Below are 19,864 nucleotides of genomic sequence, written 5' to 3'. Positions count from 1 at the left end.
GCACTTTTGCAGTTGATCCCATCGGGCCGTCCTTCTTCCCATGACAATTTTAAATCTTAGAAACACACGCCGTTCCGATGCTTCCCCCTGTCCCCGGGTTGCCGCAATCGAAACGGCGTAGTCAAAAAATCAAGCCAGTTTAATAGTGAGCACGGGATCTATACCGACGGCAGCTGCTCCTTCATGCGTGTGAACTTCTAGCACGACATCAATTCCTTCAGGAACGATAATCGGCGTTATGACCGGAAGTCCGGCTTCAACAATCCGGGCGATATCAAACTCCAACAGCAATTGCCCCGCCTTGATCCGGTCTCCGGTCTCTACCCGGGGCGTGAAGCCTTCCCCTTTAAGCGAAACTGTATCGATGCCGATGTGAATCAGGAGTTGAGCGCCGGAATCATGTTCAAGGATTACGGCGTGTTTAGATTTGATCAGTTGCGCGACAACTCCATCAAACGGAGCATACACTTTTCCTTCGGACGGCTCAATCGCAACTCCCTCGCCCATCATCCGCTCGGCAAATGCCGGGTCGGGCACACGATCAAGAGGTACCGCCATCCCGTTGACCGGCGTGGTTATTACTAAATCCCCGGCTTGTTTTTTGCTTTTTTTGGTCCAAGGCAACATAGACTTCATTCCTCCGCTTTCATAAAATCAAAAATAAAAAAGCCCAAAACGAAATAAAGAGGATCGCTCTTTATCATTCGTTTTGGGCATTGCCTGCTAAAAACAGTAACAAACCCCGATATTTTAGAGGTTGCTCAAAAAGTTGTTTTTCCTGTAAACCCGACTTTTTGATCTCGCACTTTATTGGCAAACTTATCTTACTTGAATGCGTTTTTCTTGTCAAACCGTAAGATAGATTCCCGAAAAAAATGAACCACGGTTAACCGTCAAGCATCCGCCGTACAGCGGAATCCGGCATTTCCGGACGAGCTGTCAGGCGAGTTCCGGCTCCGTGCCGCAACCCGATACCGATTGCAATAAGAGTGGTGGCACAGATACGAACCGCCCCGCATGGATTTCACGCTCCCCTTGGACGGCCCTTTCGGATTTACGTTGTCTTGGGTCCGGTGGTAACGCACGTCAAACCAATCCGCGCACCATTCCCAGACATTCCCCGCCATATTGTACAGACCGTAGCCGTTAGGCTCGAACGCATTTACCGGAGCGGTCCCCGCGTATCCGTCCAACGCCTCGTTCTGAACGGGAAATTTCCCCTGCCAGATATTGCACATATGCTTGCCTTCGGGGGTGAGTTCATCCCCCCATGGATATTTTTTCTGCACCAGCCCGCCGCGCGCGGCATATTCCCATTCGGCTTCCGTCGGCAGCCGTTTGCCGGCCCAACGGCAATATGCCTCCGCATCATGCCAAGAGACATGGACCACGGGATGATCCATCCTTCCTTGAAGCCCGGAAGCAGGCCCTTCGGGATGCTGCCAATCGGCCCCCTCGATCAGCCGCCACCACGGCGTTTGCATGACAACATTCGTCGTATCGGCCAGCACATCCGGCGGCAGGAACAGATGAAATACAAACGAGTTGCCGAATTTCTCCGCATCGGTACGGTAGCCTGTAGCCCGGACAAACTCGGAAAACTGCCGGTTGGTTACCGCGTAGGAATCTATATAAAACGGGGACACCGTCACTTCCCTTACCGGCCCTTCGCCATCCGTAGGGAAGCCTTCTTTGTCGTCCGTGCCCATCAAAAACGTCCCGCCCTCCAAGCGGATCATGTTGCTTTGCACTCCCGCCGCCTTCACTTCAGCCGCTTTAGGGCGCCCGCCGTTCGCTGAAAATGCCGCGGCTCCACTGCCCGACCGGACAGCACCCGGTTTTGCACGTTTTGGAGCACAGCAAGAAGGTGTGGCTTTGTTATGATCTTGGTCCACGTCCTACCTCTCCTTTCTGAGCTGATAAAGCTAATCTGCGCTGGTAAAGCTAATGTTATTATATCAGCTTAAATTCATTTTGAAAGAAACTTAAATAAATTATTTTCTAGCAACCGGGTTGATTTTTGGGGAAATCCAAGATTATAGTATACCTAATTCCGTTTTGGCGGCATGAACTGACTGTTCTCCGGGAATATTAGCTTTAATTGACGCCTGGATATGGTTGTTTATACCAAAACGAACTAAAGACTAGGAGCAAGATTCATGAAAATCAGCCGTGTTCTGAACAATAACGCCGTTGTTGTAAAAGAAGAGGACAGCGAGAAAATTATTATGGGGGCGGGAATCGCGTTTCGGAAAGGGAAAAACGATGTCATCGATCAGAGCAAGATCGAAAAGATCTTCGTTTTGAAGGAGGAGGGCCACAAGTTCCAGGAGCTTCTCAGCACCGTTCCCGAAGCTCATATTTCCGTAGGGGAGGATATTATCTCCTATGCGGAGCAGCAGCTCGGCATGAAATTGAGCGATCACATTCATATTTCCTTAACCGATCACCTGACCTTTGCCATCGAGCGTTTGAACCAGGGCATCGAAGTCCGGAACAAGCTGATGAACGAAATCCGCATTCTTTACCACGAAGAATTTAAGATCGGGCAGTGGGCGCTCCGCCATGTCCAGGAGAAGCTGGGGATCACCTTTCCCGAAGATGAAGCGGCTTTTATCGCCCTGCATATCCATACCGCCAAAATGGGCGACGCCCATATCGAAGACTCGATCAAAAAAGCGCTGATTCTGTAGGATGCCAGCGATTTTATGCTTAAGGATCTGGGCGTAAGCATCCGCAGCGACAGCATTTCCTATCATCGGCTGCTGACGCATCTGGAATACGCCATCCACCGCTTTTACGAGAATAAACCGTTTCATACGCTGGACGACGATATGCTTAAAGTCATTAAGAAGAAATATAAAAAAGGTTACAAAACCGCGCAAAGTGCCGCAGCTTTTCTCCAACAAAAGTACGGCGTTGCTTTTCCGGAATCGGAAATGGCGTATATTGCCCTGCATTTGCAGCGCATCCTAGAAAATATTTAAGGCTTGACGAAAAAATTTTAACCGTCTACAATGTAACCGTATCCAATGAATTTCATATCGGGGATTGTTACTGGAAAGCAGGCAAGACCTAAAATGTTTAAGAGCGCTTAAAGCCTTTTTACTCTTGAACGTTTTAGGTCTTTTTGTTTTCCCGGAATCATTCACAACTTAGAAAAGAGGGGACCATTATGCTTAAAAGCTTGTTCAGCAAATTCCAGGTCTTCGGCAAAGCGATCATGCTGCCGATCGCCGTACTCCCTGCCGCCGGGCTGCTGCTGGGGATCGGGGGAGCCTTCACCAACCCCAACACAATAGGCAACTATCCGTTTCTTGACCAGCCGTGGCTGCAGGCTATCTTCACCATTATGAGCTTTGCCGGGCAAATTATTTTCAGCAATCTGCCGATTATTTTCGCCATCGGGATTGCCGTCGGACTGGCGAAAGCGGACAAAGGCGTAGCCGGGCTTGCTGCGCTGCTGGCTTATCTGGTGATGAATGCGTCGATTAACGCGCTTTTGGTGGTTACCGGGAAGCTGGCCAAAGAAAAACTTGCCGACGTAGGCCAAGGGATGATTTTGGGCATTCAAACGCTGCAAACGGGCGTGTTCGGCGGCGTCATCGTCGGCCTGTTGACCTACTATCTGCATAAAAAGTTCGGCAAAGTCAAACTGCCGCAATGGCTCGGTTTTTTCAGCGGCTCCCGGTTTATTCCGATCGTTTGTTCCTTCTCGGCCGTACTGCTGGGGATGGTCATGTTTGTCGTCTGGCCGCCGGTACAATCCGGGATTGCCAGCATGGGCGGCATCGTCGACCGCACGGGTTATTTCGGCACCTTTATGTTCGGATTCATTGTAAAATTGCTGGGGCCGCTTGGACTTCACCATATTTTCTATCTCCCGTTCTGGCAAACGGCGCTCGGCGGAAGCATGGTTGTGAACGGGGTTGAGGTGCAGGGAGCGCAAAATATATTTTTCGCCCAGCTTGCGGATCACAATACCCAACAGTACTTTGTCGGCGTCTCCCGCTTCATGAGCGGAAAATATTTTCCGATGATGTTCGGTCTGCTTGGAGCAGCGCTGGCCATGTATCATACCGCCAAACCGGAAAACAAGAAAAAAGTGTTGGGCCTCCTGCTTACCGGAGCGATCACTTCCTTCCTGACGGGAATCACGGAGCCGCTGGAATTCGCCTTTTTGTTCGTGGCGCCCTTGCTTTTTGTGATTCATGCCGCGCTATGGGGAGTCGCCTATATGCTGGCTCACATCCTTAACATCACGGTCGGCATGACGTTCTCCGCCGGGCTGATCGACTTTACGCTGTTCGGCATCCTGCAGGGCAACGCCAAAACGAACTGGATTCTGGTACCGCTTGTGGGAATTGGCTTTTTCATCGTTTATTATTTCACATTCCGTATTTTGATCACAAAGCTCAACCTGAAAACCCCAGGCAGAGAAGATGAAGACATATCCGGCGATGATCCTGCCGCGGCCGGTTCGTCCGGAAATGCCGATCAACAGACAGTGGCGATCCTGTCGGCGCTGGGGGGCAAAGCCAATATTGAAGATTTGGACTGCTGCGCAACACGGCTTCGTGTTACGGTCCGGGATGAAACCCAAGTATCCAAGGAAGAGCTGCAAAAGACCGGTTCCAAAGGCGTCATTGTAAAAGGCAACGGGGTGCAGATTATTTACGGCCCGCATGTCGCCCTGATTAAAACGGAGCTGGAGGAAATGATCCAATGATAAAGGAGCTGTCACCGCAATGAAGCAACCGAACATTATCTTCATGATCTCGCATGACACGGGACGATACCTTAGCTGCTACGGCCATCAAGTGCCGACCCCGGAGCTTGACGAGTTGGCCGAAAAGGGGATCCGCTTCGAGCAGTATTACTGTCCGGCCCCCCAATGCAGCCCCAGCCGCGGCAGCATCTTAACCGGCAAATATCCGCACAATAACGGTCTGATCGGGCTGGCCCACTTAAACTTTCATATCCGCGAGGACGAGTCCACCTTGCCGATGGAATTGAAAAAAGCCGGTTATGAAACCGCGCTGATCGGCTTCAGCCATGAAACGATCGGTGCAACCGAAAAAGGAACCTACAGTTCAACCTACAAGCTGGGGTATGAGCGATATATGGAAGTCGAAGGCTCCAGAGCCCCCGGCGTAGCGGACGCGGCGATCGAATATTTGCGGGAAAAGGCTGCAGCGGCCGAGGGAGGCCGCCCGTTCTTCGCCAATATCGGTTTTTGGGAGACGCACCGCTCTTTTGACGAATATGACGATATCAAAGACGACATAGACAACGTGCAGGTACCTTCTTATTTGCCGGACACCGAAAATATCCGTTTGGACTTTGCCCAATTTCACGGTTCCGTTAAAGTGCTTGACGAAGCCGTAGGCCGGATTAAGGCCGCGCTGAAGGAGACGGGGCTGTTAGAGAATACGCTGATTATTTACACCACGGATCATGGCATCGCTTTTCCGCGGGCGAAAGGAACGATGAAGGATGCCGGACTGGAGACGGCCCTGATCATGTACGGGCCCAAGTGGATTCAAGGAAACGGCAGAGTCATCGCCGAGCTTCTGTGCAATATCGACATGCTGCCGACGTTGCTCGAGCTGGCGGGTGCACCGATTCCCGAAGACATCGACGGCATCAGCTTCGCCCCCCTGCTGCGGGGCGATGAGGCGCCGACCCGGGAGGAATTTTTCTGCGAGCTGACCTGGCATGACAAGTATCACCCGATGCGCGGCATCCGTACGGACCGCTACAAATACGTTAAGAATTTTATTGACGGTCCGAAAATTTACATGCCCGTAGATATCCATCGCAGCATTTCCGGTCCGGACGTGCGGGAGCAGTTTTATGTCGCCAACGAACCAGAGGAGCTTTACGACCTGGAAAAAGACCCGCTGGAATATACGAATCTGATCCACGATCCCGGCTACGCGGAGATTGCCGAAGAACTGCGCCGCAAAGTAGAAAATTGGATGACATCCACGAACGATCCGATCTTAAAAGGTCCGGTTGCCGGAACCGAATCGGCCAAATGGGCCGAGGAAGCCCTTCACGGCAGAGTTTACGTGCCTAGGAACAGCGGAAACAAATAATATGAACGCAAACAAGGAGTGTTCGGGAATAACCCGCCGACTCCTTGTTAAGTTTCGGCGCGGCCACCTTAATCAACCCCGTTTGTCTACACGCTTAACTCTTTTTTTAGTAAAGAGTAGTGGTATTGATCGCAAACTGAACCGTCGCTAAACCAATAATGCTCCCTGTAAGCGCCCTCGAATTTAAAGCTAAAACGCTCCAATAGCTTGATTGAAGGTTTATTGTTAGCTGCAGTCGTGGCATAGATTTTATGTAAATTTAGTTGTTGATCATGGAACACTTCTTCCAAGAATAGCTGAACCAAGCGGCTTCCCACGCCCTTCCCCCTATGCAAAGGTGGGATATAATAGCCAAATTCCGCACTGCGATTCCTCGGATTGTAATCAAAAAGACTTATTTTGCCGACAACCTCGTTCCCCTCTACATCTATTAACACGTAATGGATTTGTCCATGGCTTAGACCGGCAGTCATCTTCTCTTTAAAAACCTCGTAACTATCCATTTCTCTGATCGGACGGCAAGTATGGTACTCTTTTTCAGTCTCGTCGGCAGCCCACTGAAAAATCACAGGCAGATAGGTAGGCGCGTTGGCCTCGGTTAACTTTAATAGTTTAAATGTCATTTTCTAGCACGTCCTTGTTCTCCTCTTGAAATTGAAGCCTGTCGCCCTTGAAGTCCTTTTTTGTTCCTCATTCGGATGATGTTGGCCTTTGTTCTCTTACACCATCACGCCATCCACGGTTCGCATGGTATCTTTAGTAGGTATTAGACATTTGATTCCGAAATCCTCTAGTGCCAAGCTGTACGGTCCGTTGGAGTTCAATTTTTGCGAATTCCCCATCCTTGTTGCCTGAACATGGAAATAACGTTAAACTATATTTGAATAGGTCGTGAAGCACACGCCGTTTCGATGTATCTGCCCTGTCCGGGTTGATGTGTCGAGGCGGCGTTTTTTGTTTTTACTAGTTGATAAGGGAGTTGAAATTTGGATGCGGTTTGAGCAAGTTTTTGAGGAATGGATGCGGCTCAATATTGCCGAAGAGACAAATCACAGACGGATCGAAATACTTGAGCATGGTTTGGGGCACGGAACAATGGAGTTTTTACGCCTAGTCTGGTTTCCTGCGGTTGGGAATTTCGATCATTTGTATCCGGAATGGGAGGTGCGGGATTTCACCAACGGCTACCGTTATTTGGATCTGGCATATATGCCGGACATGGCAAAAGGAGGCATTGAAATTCAAGGATATGGCCCACACGCGAGGGATCTCGATGTAAGACGCTTCAAGGACTTATGCTGGCGCCACAGTTTGTTGGCACTTGATGGCTGGACTTTTTTGCCGATTGCGTACTTGTCGATTACGGACGAACCCAAGCAATGCCAGCAGTTAGTGCTCTCGTTTATCGGAAAATTTGTTGCCGTCGATGCGCAATCAGACCTAAATTGGTTGGAGGCGGAATCGGTTCGGTTCGCACGCCGTATGTTGCGCCCCTTTACGCCTAACGAGTTGTCGGAACATCTCCGAATATCGGTTCGTCAAACCAGACGCATTTTGTTGGAACTGGTCGATAAGCAAATTTTGATTGTAGCCGGTGGAAATGTCCGATATCGCACGTATCAGCTTAAGTGGTAAGCTAGTTACACAAAACCTGCAAGGCTAGCGATGCAAGCCAATTTGGGAGTAACGTAGGGTGGACATAAGACCAACGTGTGACTGCAAGTAGGCGTGATGGTTAGTGTGTTGATTGATGCGTTGATTGAAGCGTTGATCGGTGTTGATTAGTGCGCAACTTATGTACTCATAGCATTCAACTGGCGTAAAGTTAAAGTGTCGGTAAAGGTGAGGCGAAGTATGCCTTTAACGGACGGCCAGTAATGGACGGTCCCTAACGGACTGGAAAGACCTTATTTGTTATTTCCCGCGTCATTTCCCAGGCTAAAGGACAGAGGAGATCTTATTGAGCGCCAAACTCGTGATTTAGCATCAGTTTGAGTGAAATAAGTGCAGCTCAGTCCGTTAGCGTAAAAAAACAGGTGTTTTCAGGCAAATAAGGGCTGCTGTGTCCGTTAGGGCAGCCGATCCAAAAAACCTCCTGGATGGACACCATCCAGGAGGTTTTTTGGCGACGCGCGTGGAGAATATTACACGTTAAGACAAAACCGTGCAACGGCCTCGGGGCCGGGCACGCGCCTACCACGGCGGGAGGAATCACAGGCATAGGGCGCTCCCGCCGCGGGCGCTACACCTCGGCGGCCGGGCCATCCGCCGCCGAGCCGCCCTGCCGCTGCGCCGCCCGCGAAGCCGGCGCAGCGGCTCCCGCGCCGGCCCCGCCCGCTTCCGCCGGGCCCGCGCCCCCCGCGGCGGCGGTGCTTCCGCCACCGCCGCCGCTCGCACGAGCGCCCCGTACCGCGCGGGCGCTCCGCCGCGGGCGCACAAGCTGCAGCAGCGACAACGGCTGCAGCCGCACCGCCGCCGGCGCCAGCTCGTCCGGCGCCAAAATCGCGCCGAGCTGGTGATGATCGCCGGCGTAAATCGCCCGCTGGAGGAACTTGCTCTCGCCCGCGAGATTCCGCACCTCCAGCTTGCAATAAGCCGGGTTGATCCGCAGCGCCGCATGCAGATCTTCCTTGGTCGGCACCGGCGTGCCGTTCACTTTGACGATCGTTTCGCCGGCCCGGATACCAAGCTCATCCGCCGGGCTCCCCGGCAGCACCGCGAGCACCTTCACCCCGCCCTGCGGGTTCACGAACAGCGGACTGCGTTGCTGCTCCTCGTAGCGGCTGTACCAGACGAGCCCTTCGTGCAGCAGAAACGCCGCCAGCGCCGCCACCAGCATCAGCGGGCTCCACCACGCGGCGGCCAGCGCCAGCACCAGTACGGCCGCGCCGTACGCCAGCAGTCGCCCGGACGACACACGGGCCTTGTCCTTCGGCAGCAGGCCCATCGTCATCTCCGAGAATCCAATGATGATCGGCAATCCAATCATCCCGAAACCGCCCTGCCAAGCTTCTCCGCCAAAAAACGGCGTCCACGGCAGCACATTTCCCGTCGTCTCCATCGGGACCAACAAAAACAGCGGCACCGCCCACAGGCTCTGCATTTGGTAGCCGCCGACCAGCTTGCCCCGCTTGCCTTCATAAAACAGCGGACCGGCAAACGAAGCCCCCTGCCAGCGGACAAGCAGCCCTTCCGCAATATGCAGCAGCCCAACCAGGCATAGCAGCGCCGGAATATTCAGCTCTCTCACAATGCGCACGATTTCGGCGGCCCATCCCGTCCCGGCAAAGCCCGGAAACAGGTTCAGGCCAAACTGCACGATCCCCAGCAGCCCAACCGAGTAGGCAAGGCATAAATACCGGACACGGAACAGCAACAGTACAATCGTCACGACCCATATACAGACGATGCCTTCCAGCGTCAGATCCATTCCGAGGAAGGCAAATAGGACGGATACCGCAATGCCCGCCAGCAGGCCGGCTATAACGGTACGCCACGTTTGGGCGCCCCAGCTATGCAGACGCGTATGAAACAACTTGCGCTCCAGCAGCACCTGCCGGCGATAAAGCAGCGCGATCATGATGATGGAAATATAGTAAAAAGGCTGCAAAAACAACTGCGCTACCGCTTCCGCCAAACTCCACAATCCTTCAAGAATGAGATCCAAGGGGTGTTCACGCTCCTTTTCGCAACAAGCGGACAACTTCGGACCGTTTCCCGAAGCGTCTTTTTCTAGGTGTATTTGTAATCTGTTCAAAATGCAAACAAGCAAAGAAAAAAGAAGGCCTAAGTTTCAGCCTTCTTATGGATTCGACGCTTACGAAGCGATTTCCTTCCGGATTTCCTCTACCGCCCTTTTTAACTGCATATCGTTTTTCGGATCGCGGATATGCTTGATGACGCTGTTCTCCAGCGCTTCCGCCGTTTTGGCGTCCAGCACGCCGGTCGGCTCCATGTTTTGGCTTGTTTGGAAATTCTTCAAGGCGCTCTCCGTCTTCTTGTCGAAGTATCCGTCCTTGCGCCCGGGGTCCAGTCCCAAACCATTCAACATCGTTTGCGCGCTTTTGATGTCGTCGCCCAGCATATCGTATTTGAACGTTTTTTCTTTATTGATCGGCGCTACCGAAAAATAATCCGGCTGCGACACAGCGACGTCCGGCTGAATGCCCTTTTTGTGAATCCACTCGCCGTTTGGCGTCAGCCACTTGGCGATCGTAATTTTGAGCATGCTGCCGTCGCCCATCTCCTGCGTGTAGCTCGATTGAACCGTACCTTTGCCGTACGTCGCCTCGCCAACCAGCTTCGCTCCGGCCGATTCCTGCAGCGCCCCGGCCAAAATTTCCGAAGCGCTGGCGCTGCCCTTGTTCGTGACAACTACGATCGGATACTTTTTGCCGCTGCCGTTCGACAAGGTCTGATCGCGGCGTTTGTTTTTATCTTCGACCTGCACGATAACCTTGCCTTTCGGCACAAATTGTTCGGACATATCCTCGACGACGCTCAGCACGCCGCCCGGGTTGTTGCGCACGTCGATGACCAGCCCTTTCATCCCCTGCTTCTCCAGAGAAGCCAACTCCTCCTTGAAGCGCTCCGCCGTGTTCATCGAAAACTCGGTGACCTCGATCACGCCAACGCCGCCGTCCTCCATGCGGGAATATACCGTTTCCAGGGCGATATCGGCGCGGACGATCGTAAACTCGAGCGTTGTTTCCGAGCCGGCCCGTTTTACCTTGATTTTAGCTTCCGTCCCTTTCGGGCCGCGGATTTTGGCCACCGCTTCATTCAGACTAAGCCCCTCAAACGATTCGCCATTCACCGACAGCAAAATATCCTTCGGCTGAATCCCGGCCTTTTCGGCTGGGGAGCCTTTGATCGGGGACACGACCACCACGTTGCCGTTTTCCATCGACACTTCCGCCCCAATGCCGGTAAAAGAGCCTTCAATTTGCTCCGAGAACTGCTGCGCCGTGTCCGGCGCCATATAGGACGAGAAAGGATCTCCCAACGCGCCCATCATACCGTCGATCGCCCCGTCCACCAGTTTCTTCTGATCGACGTCTTCGACATAATTCTTTTCCACCAAGGCCAATGCCTTTTCGATTTTCGCGATGCCGGCTTTGCTGTTTTGCCCGGTGCTGTCGGCAAACAGCCCGCTGCGCAGCGGCGCCGAACCGGCGAAACTCCATTCGCCCGTCAAAGTTAAGGTCAGCAGGCAGCTGACCAGCATGGACACCACGACCAGTAATGTAACGGTACGTCCTTTAAACATAAATAAATTCACCGCCTCCGATTGATCGGCCAAACAGTAGGTAAGGCCCAGCAAGTCCAAAAATGGAACGTCCCATAGTATATGTTCTGTCCATGATAAATATTTACCAATCCCGCATGAACAACGGAAAAACGGATAATCCGTCCCGGCCGGGCGGTATCCGTTTTTTTCTATTCCATCATAACGCTATTTTATTATAAATACGGCATCGGGTCTACCGGGTTCCCGTTAATCCGTACCTCAAAGTGGCAGTGAGGCCCCGTGGAATTACCGGTGCTGCCGACTTCGGCGATTTTTTCGCCTTTTTTGACCTTCTGTCCTGTTTCGACTTTAATCCCGCCATTGCGGATATGCCCGTACAGCGTCCATACGTTGTCGCCATGGTCGATGATTACCGCGTTTCCGTAACCGCTCCACCATTCGGCGACGATCACGACGCCATCTTCCGCGGCATGAATATCGGTCCCTTGTGGTGCCGCAAAATCCACCCCGGTATGCTTCTTCCTCACCCCGGTAATCGGATGGATTCGCGTTCCGTACCCTGAAGAAATCCGCGCCCCGTTCACCGGAAGACCAAACTCGCCGCCGTTCCCCTTAAAACCGCCGGAACCCGAGGAGCTTTTTCTGTAAGTATAGACCTGCGCCGCCTTGAGCTTGTTCTTCTCCTTTTCAAGGGCAGCCCGTTTGGTCGCCAACTCAACCAGCAGCTTTTCCTGTTCTTCGCTGATACCGTCGGATTCTTCGATCTCTGAACTATATTGGGCGATCAGTTGCTGTTTCTCTTCTTCTTTGGTCTCAAGCTCGCTTTTGCGGTCCTCGGCATCGGCATACAGCTGTTTGACCTTCTTATAGTCCTTCTCAAGCTGCGCCTGCTGCTTCGCGATCAGTTCCTTGTCCCGTTTATGCTCCTCCAGCAAAACTTGGTCCTGATTAATAATCGCCTGCAGCGAATCGGCGCGTTCCAGAAAATCCGTAAAACTCGTCGAGGACAGCAATACATCCAAATAGGAGACCGCCCCGTCGGTATACATCAGCCGAACCCTGGTATCCAGCAAATGCGAGCGCTCCTTGATCCGCGCTTCCGTTGTTTCCATCTGCTGCCCGGTGTTGCGCAAATCCTCTTTCGTTTGATCGATTTCGACGGCAATCTTCGTTAACTGGTTGCTGACCACTTCAATTTGCCCCAGCAGCTGTTGGAGGTAATTCCTGTTTTTATTGACGTAATGCTGTGCTTCCTGCTTTTGGCCGGCGGCCTTTTCCTGCGTCTTTTTGGCTTCGGCAGCCTGCTGCTGAAGCTGTTTCAGTTCTTTGTCGATTTGGCTGATCGTTTTGGCGGAGCCTTCGCCAGGCTGGAAGATCAAAGCGGCTAAGGACACTACGGCGATCGTGGTTACCCATTTCTTCAACTTCGTTTCCCCATCCTTCTTATAGATGTTGTCAAAAATTCAACTTTTGATCGCGAAGTAACTCTGGGAGTGAGACCGACATCGAATCTTGAATTCAGCCGGTCGCTCCGTTGCTCACGTAGGCCAACCAGCAAATGCTTACGAAGCCGTTTTCTCCGAAAACGTTCAGCTCCGCTACTCACTCCCGGCTTCATCCGACCTAAAGCGTTTTGAAAAAACGCACTTCGTAAGCATCCGCTTCGGCGCTGAAAAGTCGAATTTTTGACTCGGATTATAATTCAACTTCAACTTCTTATCGCAAAGCTTGCTCGCACTACACCTTCAAAAACTTACGGATCGACATCGTGCTGCCCCAAATGCCGATGAGCAGGCCCAGGCCGACGATCAGTCCGCCGAGCTCCAGACCGATTTCGCTGACCGGCACGAGCCGGAATGCCAGCGTAATGTCCGCTTTCACGGACTGAACCAGTTGATCGTAGCTGAAGTACAAAATCGCTACCGTAATGAGCGAGCCGATCAAGCCAATCAGTGCGCCTTCCACGAAAAACGGCCAGCGGATGAACATGTTCGTCGCACCAACCAGCTTCATGATACCGATCTCGCGGCGGCGGGCCAAAATGGTCACGCGAATCGTATTGGAGATGAGAAACATCGCCATCAAACCGAGGCCCGCTACAAACGCAAAGCCGATGTTGCGGATCAAACGCGTGATTTTGAACAATTTCTCGACCGTACCTTGTCCGTAATTGACCTTATAGATCGGGTCACCGTCATATTTATCGTTAAGCGCCTGGATCTTGCTGGCCACAAAGGGGATCGTCGTCGGTTCGACAACTTCCACCTGGAACGTATCGGGAATCGGGTTCGTCTTTTCGTTGTAGCCCTCCAGCAAATCCTTGCCTTGTTCCCCCAGCTTTTCCTTGAAATCCTTCAAACCCTGCGCTTTGGGGATCAGGGTCACCCGGCTGACTTCGGCCATCGAACCGATATCATTGGAAAGCTGATTGCGCACAGCTTCGGTGACGTTGGAATTCAGGTAAGCCTTGATCTGTACCTGGCTGTCCGCTTCGTCGACAAACGAGTTGACATTGAGCACTAACAGGATAAACACGCCGAGAATCAGCAGCGAAACGATGATGGAAGTAATCGACGCCACCGACATCCAGCCATTGCGGAACACGTTTTTAGCGCCTTCTCGCAAATGCCGGAAGAAGGTGCTAATAGTCATAACCGTATTCCCCTCTCAGCTGGTCTCGCACGATGTTGCCGTGTTCGATGGCAATCACGCGCTTGCGCATGGTGTTGACGATTTCTTTGTTATGGGTGGCCATGACGATCGTCGTGCCGCGGAAATTGATCTCATCGAGCAACTGCATGATACCCCATGACGTCTCGGGATCCAGGTTGCCGGTAGGCTCGTCCGCAATGATGACGGACGGACTGTTGACGATCGCTCTCGCAATTGCGACGCGCTGCTGCTCGCCGCCGGAAAGCTGGGAAGGATCGCGGTTTGCTTTATTTTTCAGCCCAACCAGTTCGAGCACTTCCGTCACACGCTTTTTGATTACTTTTTTGGGAGCTTCGATAACCTCCAGAGCAAACGCAACGTTTTCGTACGCCGTAAGCTTTGGAAGCAGGCGAAAATCTTGGAAAATGACGCCGATATTTCGGCGAACATACGGAATTTTGCGGGGTTTAAGCTTGCCGATGTTAAAACCATTGACGGAAATTTGCCCTTTGGTGGGCACCTCTTCCCGGTATATAAGCTTCATAAAGGTCGACTTCCCCGCACCGGAGGGTCCAACCAGATAAACGAATTCATTGCGGTCTATTTTGACCGATACCCCTTTCAGGGCATGGGTTCCATTCGGATACGTCTTCCAGACATCCTGCATCTCTATCACTTCATCACGTCCTAAACCTTGATTCCGAAACCTTATTTTCTAAACATTAGACAGCCCTAATTTACATTCGACACGTTCTTGCCAAATCCTTTAAAACCTGAGCAATTTCATTTTAGTCCGATTTACATTGTAACAAAGATGTTACTTTTTGAGTACCCGAAAGTTTCCTGATTTCCATCATATATATGGTTGTACAAAGATTTTTCCAGGGAAAGTAAAGATCAAACCGTTGAAGGAGCACGATATGAAAAAAATTCATGTGGCGATGATCGCCATCGGATTGGTCATATTTACCGGCTTACTGCTGCTCGGCGGGCTGCATTTATATGCAGGTCAGGGCACGATTCCTCGGGGGACGGTTGTAGCCGGTCTCCCGCTGGGTGGCCGCCAGAGCGCTGATGCGCTGGGGCTGCTGGATGAAGAGATTGGCCTGGTGTTGAAGAAAAAGGTGATTTTATCGGCAGGTGAAAGCGAAAAAACACTAACCTGGCAGGAGACCGGAATCTCCTTCGACACCTCCTCCTTTCGTGCGGCTGTCCGGCAGTTGGGGACCGGAACGCTGTGGGAACGGGTGCAAACCCGCAAGAATTTCCCAAATCAGTGGGAGCTCAGGATTACTTTAAATGAAAAAAAGCTGCATGCGGTCTTTCCGTCCTCCTGGGAAAAGTCTCAATTCGGCGATCCTGCGGACGCGGTCCGAACGATTACGCCTGACGATCAAATCCGCTACTTGCCCGAAAAAACGGCGCTGCGTGTCGATTGGGAACGCTTTGCGCCCGCGCTGGCTAAATCCGCTGAAACGGAATGGAACCGCAGGCTCGCTGACCAGCGGCAGCAGCCCGAGTCCGGAGATGGGGCCAGCCCTGGAGACGGGAACGCTCCCGGCGAGATGGGCCCAGGCGAATATGCCCCCGGCGCTTCCGCTCCCAGCCGCCTCGTTGTCCCGCTGCGCACGGTTCAGCCGAAGGTTACGGCAGCAACCTTGAAAAAAGAAGGCATTCGCCGCAAAATCGCGCAGTTTTCCACCGGGCTGCTGACCAGCGGCGCGGGTAGAATCCATAATGTCGATGCGGCCGCGCGGAGCATTGACGGCAAAGTGCTGGCACCGGGCGAAATTTTCGATTATGGTAAGGTGGTGGAATACGCCGAAAAAACGTACGGTTTTCGCGAAGCGCCGGTTATTTTTGCGGGCAAGCTTGTGCCGGGGGTGGGAGGCGGCATCTGCCAGGTATCCAGCACATTGTACAATGCGGCGGTGCGCGCCGGGCTTGATATCGTCGAGCGCCGCAACCATTCCGTGCCGGTCAGCTATTTGCCCAAAGGACAGGATGCTACGTTCGCACAGGGCCACATCAATTTCCGCTTTAAAAATACATCCGGCCACCACCTTCTGATCCGCGCAAAAGTCGAAAACAAACGGCTGACCATCAAGTTGTTTGGCGATCTGCCCGAAAACGTCACCTATACCATCGACTCGCGCACAACGGAAGTGATCCCCGCGCCGAAAAAATACGTCGTTAACGGAGCGCTCCCTGCGGGAAGCAAGGAACTGGTCTTGCAAGGAAAACGGGGATACGTCGTCGAAACGTACCGGATTAAAAAAGTCGACGGCCGCACCGTGGAACGGATTCGCATCTCCGAAGACATCTACCCGGCGCAGCCCGCGGTCATCGCCGTTGGCGGAACCGAAAACTTTTCCGGAAGCAACGGCAGTACTTCGAGCAAATCCGCCCCTAAGCAAATTTTGGAGGACGGGGTGCAAGGGCCAAATTTCCGCTGATGTAGGCGAGATTGTATCCCCACCTCCTTCGGAGCAAGTTGTGGTGACGCGAATTATACGGCGGTTGCCGCGAATCAGGTTGTGGCAGCCGCAGGCTTTTCGCACCACACACAAGTTCTTAGTTCGCGATGTTGTGCTGCATGTCAGCGACCATAAACTATGTTGCGGTAGTCCCGGATTAAGCAATAACGAAAATTAGCGGAATTTTATGGCGTTATTTGAAAAATTCATCCCCTGGAGCAAAAATAGCGGAAATAAATGGCGTTATTTTGCAATCTCCCGCATAATAAGGCACCTGCATAGCCCGTCTCCATAAAATAGAGACATTTTATTCCGTTATTTCCCCGGAAATTGTCTCCTTCGGTCAAATAGAGACATAAAAGGGCGCTATTTATCAGCGGAACCAGCCAATCGCTTGTCCCACTCCGCTTTTTCCCCTTTCGCTCGTCCCCTTCGCTCGTCCCCTCCACTTGTCCCACTCCACTCGTCCCCCGCCCCTCTTCCCATCTCAGCCACATCGCACACCTGACACACCTGGCATACGTGACTAGATCACAAATCGCTTGCCCTCCATACTGAGCCGATAGGACCGAATCCGCTCGCTGCCTCTAGCTGGCTCAATCCAATTTTTACTTGCCATTTGGCGGAGCCACTTTCTTGCCGTTTTGTTCTCCACCCTCATATGCCGGCAGATTTCGCCTGGGGTGAGCGGGTGTCCCGTCCGCAGAAACAAGCGAATAATTTCTTTCTCAACGTAATCGATCTCCGGGACTGGCTTCCCTTCGCCAAGCCATCTCCCCATAAACTGCTGCAGCGTCTGCTGGCAGTAGCGCGGACTATCCTTCACATCGTCGTAGGTAAACCGCAGCACTTTCCAGCCATCCAGAATCAGGTCGTTTTGCCGCCGGCAGTGATCCGAAAACTGCAGCCGGCTGATGTTGCGCAAGTGGGGCCCATACCCGTCAATCTCCACTGCCAGCAGCAGGCCGGAACGGATATAAGCAAAGTCGAGATAACGATACCCGTCCTTAAAATCATTGACTTCATATTCCGGGTGCAGATGCTCCAAACTCCAGAATGACGGCCACCATACTTTTTCCACAAACAAACTTTCCGCGTGGCCATGCCCCTCCTCAAGCCTTCTTGCCCGCTCGCCTTGACGCGAAGCCAAATGCCTAGCGATCCATTGTAAATACAACTCCTCAAATGCCATTGATCACACCTCCATGAAAAAATAAAACGCCTTTCGTCTACGACAACGTTCGTAAACAAAAGGCGTGCGCTTCACGGCCTGACTTGCTGCCGACTGGCTTCTGGGTCCCCGTTAACCGCCGCAGCAATTTAGATATTAACTTTGTTAATATTTTACCATATTACGGAAAGTACGCAATAGCAGGTTACCGAAAACATCGGAAATCGGCGCTTGACAGCTAGCTACTGAAATGACAAACCGTCGGCCTTCAAAATAGCGGAACTTTATGTACTTATTGTTCGGAGCCAGGCATGCTCATCCCCGTTAGCGGCATTTTTTGTCCTTATTTATCTATGAGTACACCTGAACGGGGACATTTCCTTGCGATTCGAGAAAATAGCGGCATAAATTTCCTCTATTTCTCTCAAATGGCGGGTATCGCCGTTATAGCGACATTTTTTGCCCTTATGTTTTTCACTGAAACTTCTTAAGCGAGCATTTTATTTAAGGTTTAACAACCGTATCAAGTAAAGTATACTGGAGTAAGCGTGTCTATGTGACAAAAACCGCATCAAAGGTACAATATAGGATTCAAACTACAAATAGCGGCTTCACGATTCGTTTTTCTTCCAAGGAGGGTTCAACATCAATGCATAAAACAACGACCGTTTCAGGGGGAAAAGCCGCCGGGGATCAAACCGCCGGAGCGCGCAGCGCCTCGGCCGGGCTGTTTGTCGCCGCCGTACTGCTAACCGCCGCCACGCTGCGTTCGCCGATCACCGGGGTCGGCGCCATGATCGGCCAAATCGAGGCCGCCACCGGCTTGTCCCATACGCTGTCGGGCATGCTGACGACGCTGCCGCTGATCGCCTTCGCCGTTTTCGCGCTCGCCGCGCCCAAATTGTCCGTTTGGTGGGGCATGGAGAGAACGCTTTTCTATAGTATGGTACTCATGACTTCCGGTGTTATCATCCGCTCGCTGCCCTCTGTTGCGGCGCTTTTTGCGGGAACCGCGCTGATCGGGGTAGGGATCGCCGTGTGCAACGTGCTGCTTCCGGCGCTGATCAAGCGGAATTTCCAGCAGCACGTTGGGATGATGACCAGCCTGTACACCTCGTCCCTCAATCTCTGGGCGGCGATCTCCTCCGGCATTAGCGTTCCGCTCGCCGCGACCGCCCTGGGATGGCGAGGAGCACTGGGCAGTTGGGCCTTGCTAGCAGCGGTAGCGGCTTTGGCGTGGGTTCCGCTGCTTCGCCGCCGCCCCGCGGGCTCTAGCGAGGCCAAGACCCGGCATTCCCGGACGACGGCAAGCGTTCCCGCACGGCGAGGCGGAATTTGGCGTTCCAAAACAGCCTGGCTCGTCACCATTTTTATGGGCTCACAGTCGATTATGTTTTATGTGAGCGTTTCGTGGCTGCCGGATATTTTGCAGGTGAAAGGGATGAGTCCTGAAAAAGCAGGCTGGATGCTTTCGCTGATGCAGATCGTCAGCATGGGCGGCTCTTTCCTGATGCCGCTCATCGCCGCTCGGACGGATAACCAAAAGTTGTTAACCGCAGCTTCGTCGGCCCTGTTTTTCATTGGATTCGGCGGTATCTGGCTTGGTCCGGCGGCTCTCACCCCGCTGTTTATTATTTTGCTCGGTATCGCCAGCGGTACGACGTTCAGCCTGGTGATCGTCTTTTTTTCGCTGCGGTCGCGTACGGCGGAGCAAGCCGGACAACTGTCCGGCATGGCTCAATCGGTCGGATACCTGGTGGCGGCGTTTGGGCCGGCATTGTTCGGTTATATTCATGACGTCAGCGGAGGGTGGAACGCGCCGCTGGCCGCGATCATCGCATTTTCGGTGCTGACTACCCTGTTCGGGTATGCCGCCGGGCGCAAGGGTTTTGTCGATACGCGCTGAAAAAACAAGCGTCCGGGATCGTACGTCAGACTGCACGCGTTTCGGTTAATTCATGTACTAAAAAACTGTCCCCAGATCCAGGATCTGATCAGGACAGTTTTTTGTTGTGCTGCCACGAGCGGCGTTGTTTCTTTCACTCATGATCGCTGCCTCCGCCCTTCAGGCATTCTTTTACTTCTGAGTGCGAATCCTGATGATACTGTTTCGTATATTCCACGAGTCCGATCCGGCAGCCGGGACCAATCGTCACATCACCTCCGCGCACGACGCCACAGACCGTATTCTCCAACCGGATCACATCGCCTT

General features: G+C 52.7%; 15 protein-coding genes and 1 pseudogene. 6 read left to right on the top strand and 10 right to left on the bottom strand.

What is annotated here, in order from left to right:
* Positions 1-129 precede the first annotated feature (129 nt).
* Both ACLD72_RS27445 and ACLD72_RS27440 read right to left on the bottom strand, forming a co-directional pair.
* Positions 130-627: a PTS glucose transporter subunit IIA gene (locus tag ACLD72_RS27445; RefSeq protein ID WP_411003432.1), complete on the bottom strand. Its 498-nt coding sequence runs from the start codon at positions 625-627 to the stop codon at positions 130-132.
* Between the two features lie 266 nt (positions 628-893).
* Entirely contained in the window at positions 894-1,895 is a 1,002-nt protein-coding gene (locus ACLD72_RS27440; RefSeq protein WP_411003431.1) for a formylglycine-generating enzyme family protein, read from the bottom strand.
* 264 nt (positions 1,896-2,159) lie between these two features.
* On the opposite strand from ACLD72_RS27440, the pseudogene ACLD72_RS27435 reads away from it, so the two are divergent.
* From ACLD72_RS27435 to ACLD72_RS27425, 3 genes and pseudogenes are all read left to right on the top strand, one after another.
* A pseudogene (locus tag ACLD72_RS27435) lies at positions 2,160-2,987 on the top strand (PRD domain-containing protein).
* Positions 2,988-3,175: 188 nt separating this feature from the next.
* A complete protein-coding gene (locus ACLD72_RS27430) occupies positions 3,176-4,729 on the top strand; it encodes a PTS transporter subunit EIIC (protein WP_411003430.1) in 1,554 nt (517 codons plus the stop codon).
* A gap of 19 nt (positions 4,730-4,748) precedes the next feature.
* Positions 4,749-6,101, top strand: coding sequence for a sulfatase (locus tag ACLD72_RS27425; protein ID WP_411003429.1), 1,353 nt, complete (start codon positions 4,749-4,751; stop codon positions 6,099-6,101).
* Between the two features lie 86 nt (positions 6,102-6,187).
* Here the strand turns inward: ACLD72_RS27425 and ACLD72_RS27420 are convergent, their stop codons facing one another.
* On the bottom strand, positions 6,188-6,724 hold the full coding sequence (locus ACLD72_RS27420) for a GNAT family N-acetyltransferase (RefSeq protein ID WP_411003428.1): 537 nt from the start codon (positions 6,722-6,724) through the stop codon (positions 6,188-6,190).
* Positions 6,725-7,091: 367 nt separating this feature from the next.
* On the opposite strand from ACLD72_RS27420, the gene ACLD72_RS27415 reads away from it, so the two are divergent.
* On the top strand, positions 7,092-7,736 hold the full coding sequence (locus ACLD72_RS27415; RefSeq protein WP_411003438.1) for a transcriptional regulator: 645 nt from the start codon (positions 7,092-7,094) through the stop codon (positions 7,734-7,736).
* A gap of 607 nt (positions 7,737-8,343) precedes the next feature.
* Here ACLD72_RS27415 and ACLD72_RS27410 read toward each other — a convergent pair.
* The 5 genes from ACLD72_RS27410 to ftsE all read right to left on the bottom strand — a co-directional run bounded on the left by ACLD72_RS27410 (position 8,344) and on the right by ftsE (position 14,680).
* A complete protein-coding gene (locus tag ACLD72_RS27410; RefSeq protein ID WP_458476258.1) occupies positions 8,344-9,768 on the bottom strand; it encodes a PDZ domain-containing protein in 1,425 nt (474 codons plus the stop codon).
* Between the two features lie 150 nt (positions 9,769-9,918).
* Positions 9,919-11,370, bottom strand: a complete 1,452-nt coding sequence (locus tag ACLD72_RS27405; RefSeq protein WP_411003437.1) for a S41 family peptidase — start codon at positions 11,368-11,370, stop codon at positions 9,919-9,921.
* A 194-nt stretch (positions 11,371-11,564) separates the two neighbouring features.
* Entirely contained in the window at positions 11,565-12,776 is a 1,212-nt protein-coding gene (locus ACLD72_RS27400) for a murein hydrolase activator EnvC family protein (RefSeq protein WP_411003426.1), read from the bottom strand.
* Positions 12,777-13,089: 313 nt separating this feature from the next.
* Positions 13,090-14,004, bottom strand: a complete 915-nt coding sequence (ftsX, locus tag ACLD72_RS27395) for a permease-like cell division protein FtsX (protein WP_251592001.1) — start codon at positions 14,002-14,004, stop codon at positions 13,090-13,092.
* Positions 13,994-14,680, bottom strand: coding sequence for a cell division ATP-binding protein FtsE (ftsE, locus tag ACLD72_RS27390; RefSeq protein WP_128630133.1), 687 nt, complete (start codon positions 14,678-14,680; stop codon positions 13,994-13,996). The genes ftsX and ftsE overlap by 11 nt, the downstream gene beginning before the upstream one ends.
* A gap of 244 nt (positions 14,681-14,924) precedes the next feature.
* Between ftsE and ACLD72_RS27385 the strand changes: the two genes are divergently transcribed.
* Positions 14,925-16,460 (top strand): VanW family protein, encoded by a 1,536-nt coding sequence (locus tag ACLD72_RS27385; protein ID WP_458476257.1) that lies wholly within the window; start codon positions 14,925-14,927, stop codon positions 16,458-16,460.
* 547 nt (positions 16,461-17,007) lie between these two features.
* Here the strand turns inward: ACLD72_RS27385 and ACLD72_RS27380 are convergent.
* Positions 17,008-17,673, bottom strand: a complete 666-nt coding sequence (locus ACLD72_RS27380; protein ID WP_411003423.1) for a DNA-binding response regulator — start codon at positions 17,671-17,673, stop codon at positions 17,008-17,010.
* 628 nt (positions 17,674-18,301) lie between these two features.
* Between ACLD72_RS27380 and ACLD72_RS27375 the strand changes: the two genes are divergently transcribed.
* On the top strand, positions 18,302-19,558 hold the full coding sequence (locus ACLD72_RS27375) for a CynX/NimT family MFS transporter (protein ID WP_411003422.1): 1,257 nt from the start codon (positions 18,302-18,304) through the stop codon (positions 19,556-19,558).
* 133 nt (positions 19,559-19,691) lie between these two features.
* Here ACLD72_RS27375 and ACLD72_RS27370 read toward each other — a convergent pair whose 3' ends face one another.
* Positions 19,692-19,856: a hypothetical protein gene (locus ACLD72_RS27370; protein ID WP_458476256.1), complete on the bottom strand. Its 165-nt coding sequence runs from the start codon at positions 19,854-19,856 to the stop codon at positions 19,692-19,694.
* Positions 19,857-19,864 lie beyond the last annotated feature (8 nt).

It is taken from the genome of Paenibacillus lacisediminis, from assembly GCF_046567315.2.
This window is presented reverse-complemented; position numbering and strand designations above follow the sequence as displayed.

Excerpts from the sequence above, each read along its gene's own strand:
- ACLD72_RS27445 (WP_411003432.1), bottom strand. The coding sequence starts at position 627 with ATGTTGCCTTGGACCAAAAAAAGCAAAAAACAAGCCGGGGATTTAGTA.
- ACLD72_RS27430 (WP_411003430.1), top strand. The coding sequence starts at position 3,176 with ATGCTTAAAAGCTTGTTCAGCAAATTCCAGGTCTTCGGCAAAGCGATC.
- ACLD72_RS27425 (WP_411003429.1), top strand. The coding sequence starts at position 4,749 with ATGAAGCAACCGAACATTATCTTCATGATCTCGCATGACACGGGACGA.
- ACLD72_RS27420 (WP_411003428.1), bottom strand. The coding sequence starts at position 6,724 with ATGACATTTAAACTATTAAAGTTAACCGAGGCCAACGCGCCTACCTAT.
- ACLD72_RS27415 (WP_411003438.1), top strand. The coding sequence starts at position 7,092 with ATGCGGTTTGAGCAAGTTTTTGAGGAATGGATGCGGCTCAATATTGCC.
- ACLD72_RS27405 (WP_411003437.1), bottom strand. The coding sequence starts at position 11,370 with ATGTTTAAAGGACGTACCGTTACATTACTGGTCGTGGTGTCCATGCTG.
- ftsX (WP_251592001.1), bottom strand. The coding sequence starts at position 14,004 with ATGACTATTAGCACCTTCTTCCGGCATTTGCGAGAAGGCGCTAAAAAC.
- ACLD72_RS27385 (WP_458476257.1), top strand. The coding sequence starts at position 14,925 with ATGAAAAAAATTCATGTGGCGATGATCGCCATCGGATTGGTCATATTT.
- ACLD72_RS27380 (WP_411003423.1), bottom strand. The coding sequence starts at position 17,673 with ATGGCATTTGAGGAGTTGTATTTACAATGGATCGCTAGGCATTTGGCT.
- ACLD72_RS27375 (WP_411003422.1), top strand. The coding sequence starts at position 18,302 with ATGCATAAAACAACGACCGTTTCAGGGGGAAAAGCCGCCGGGGATCAA.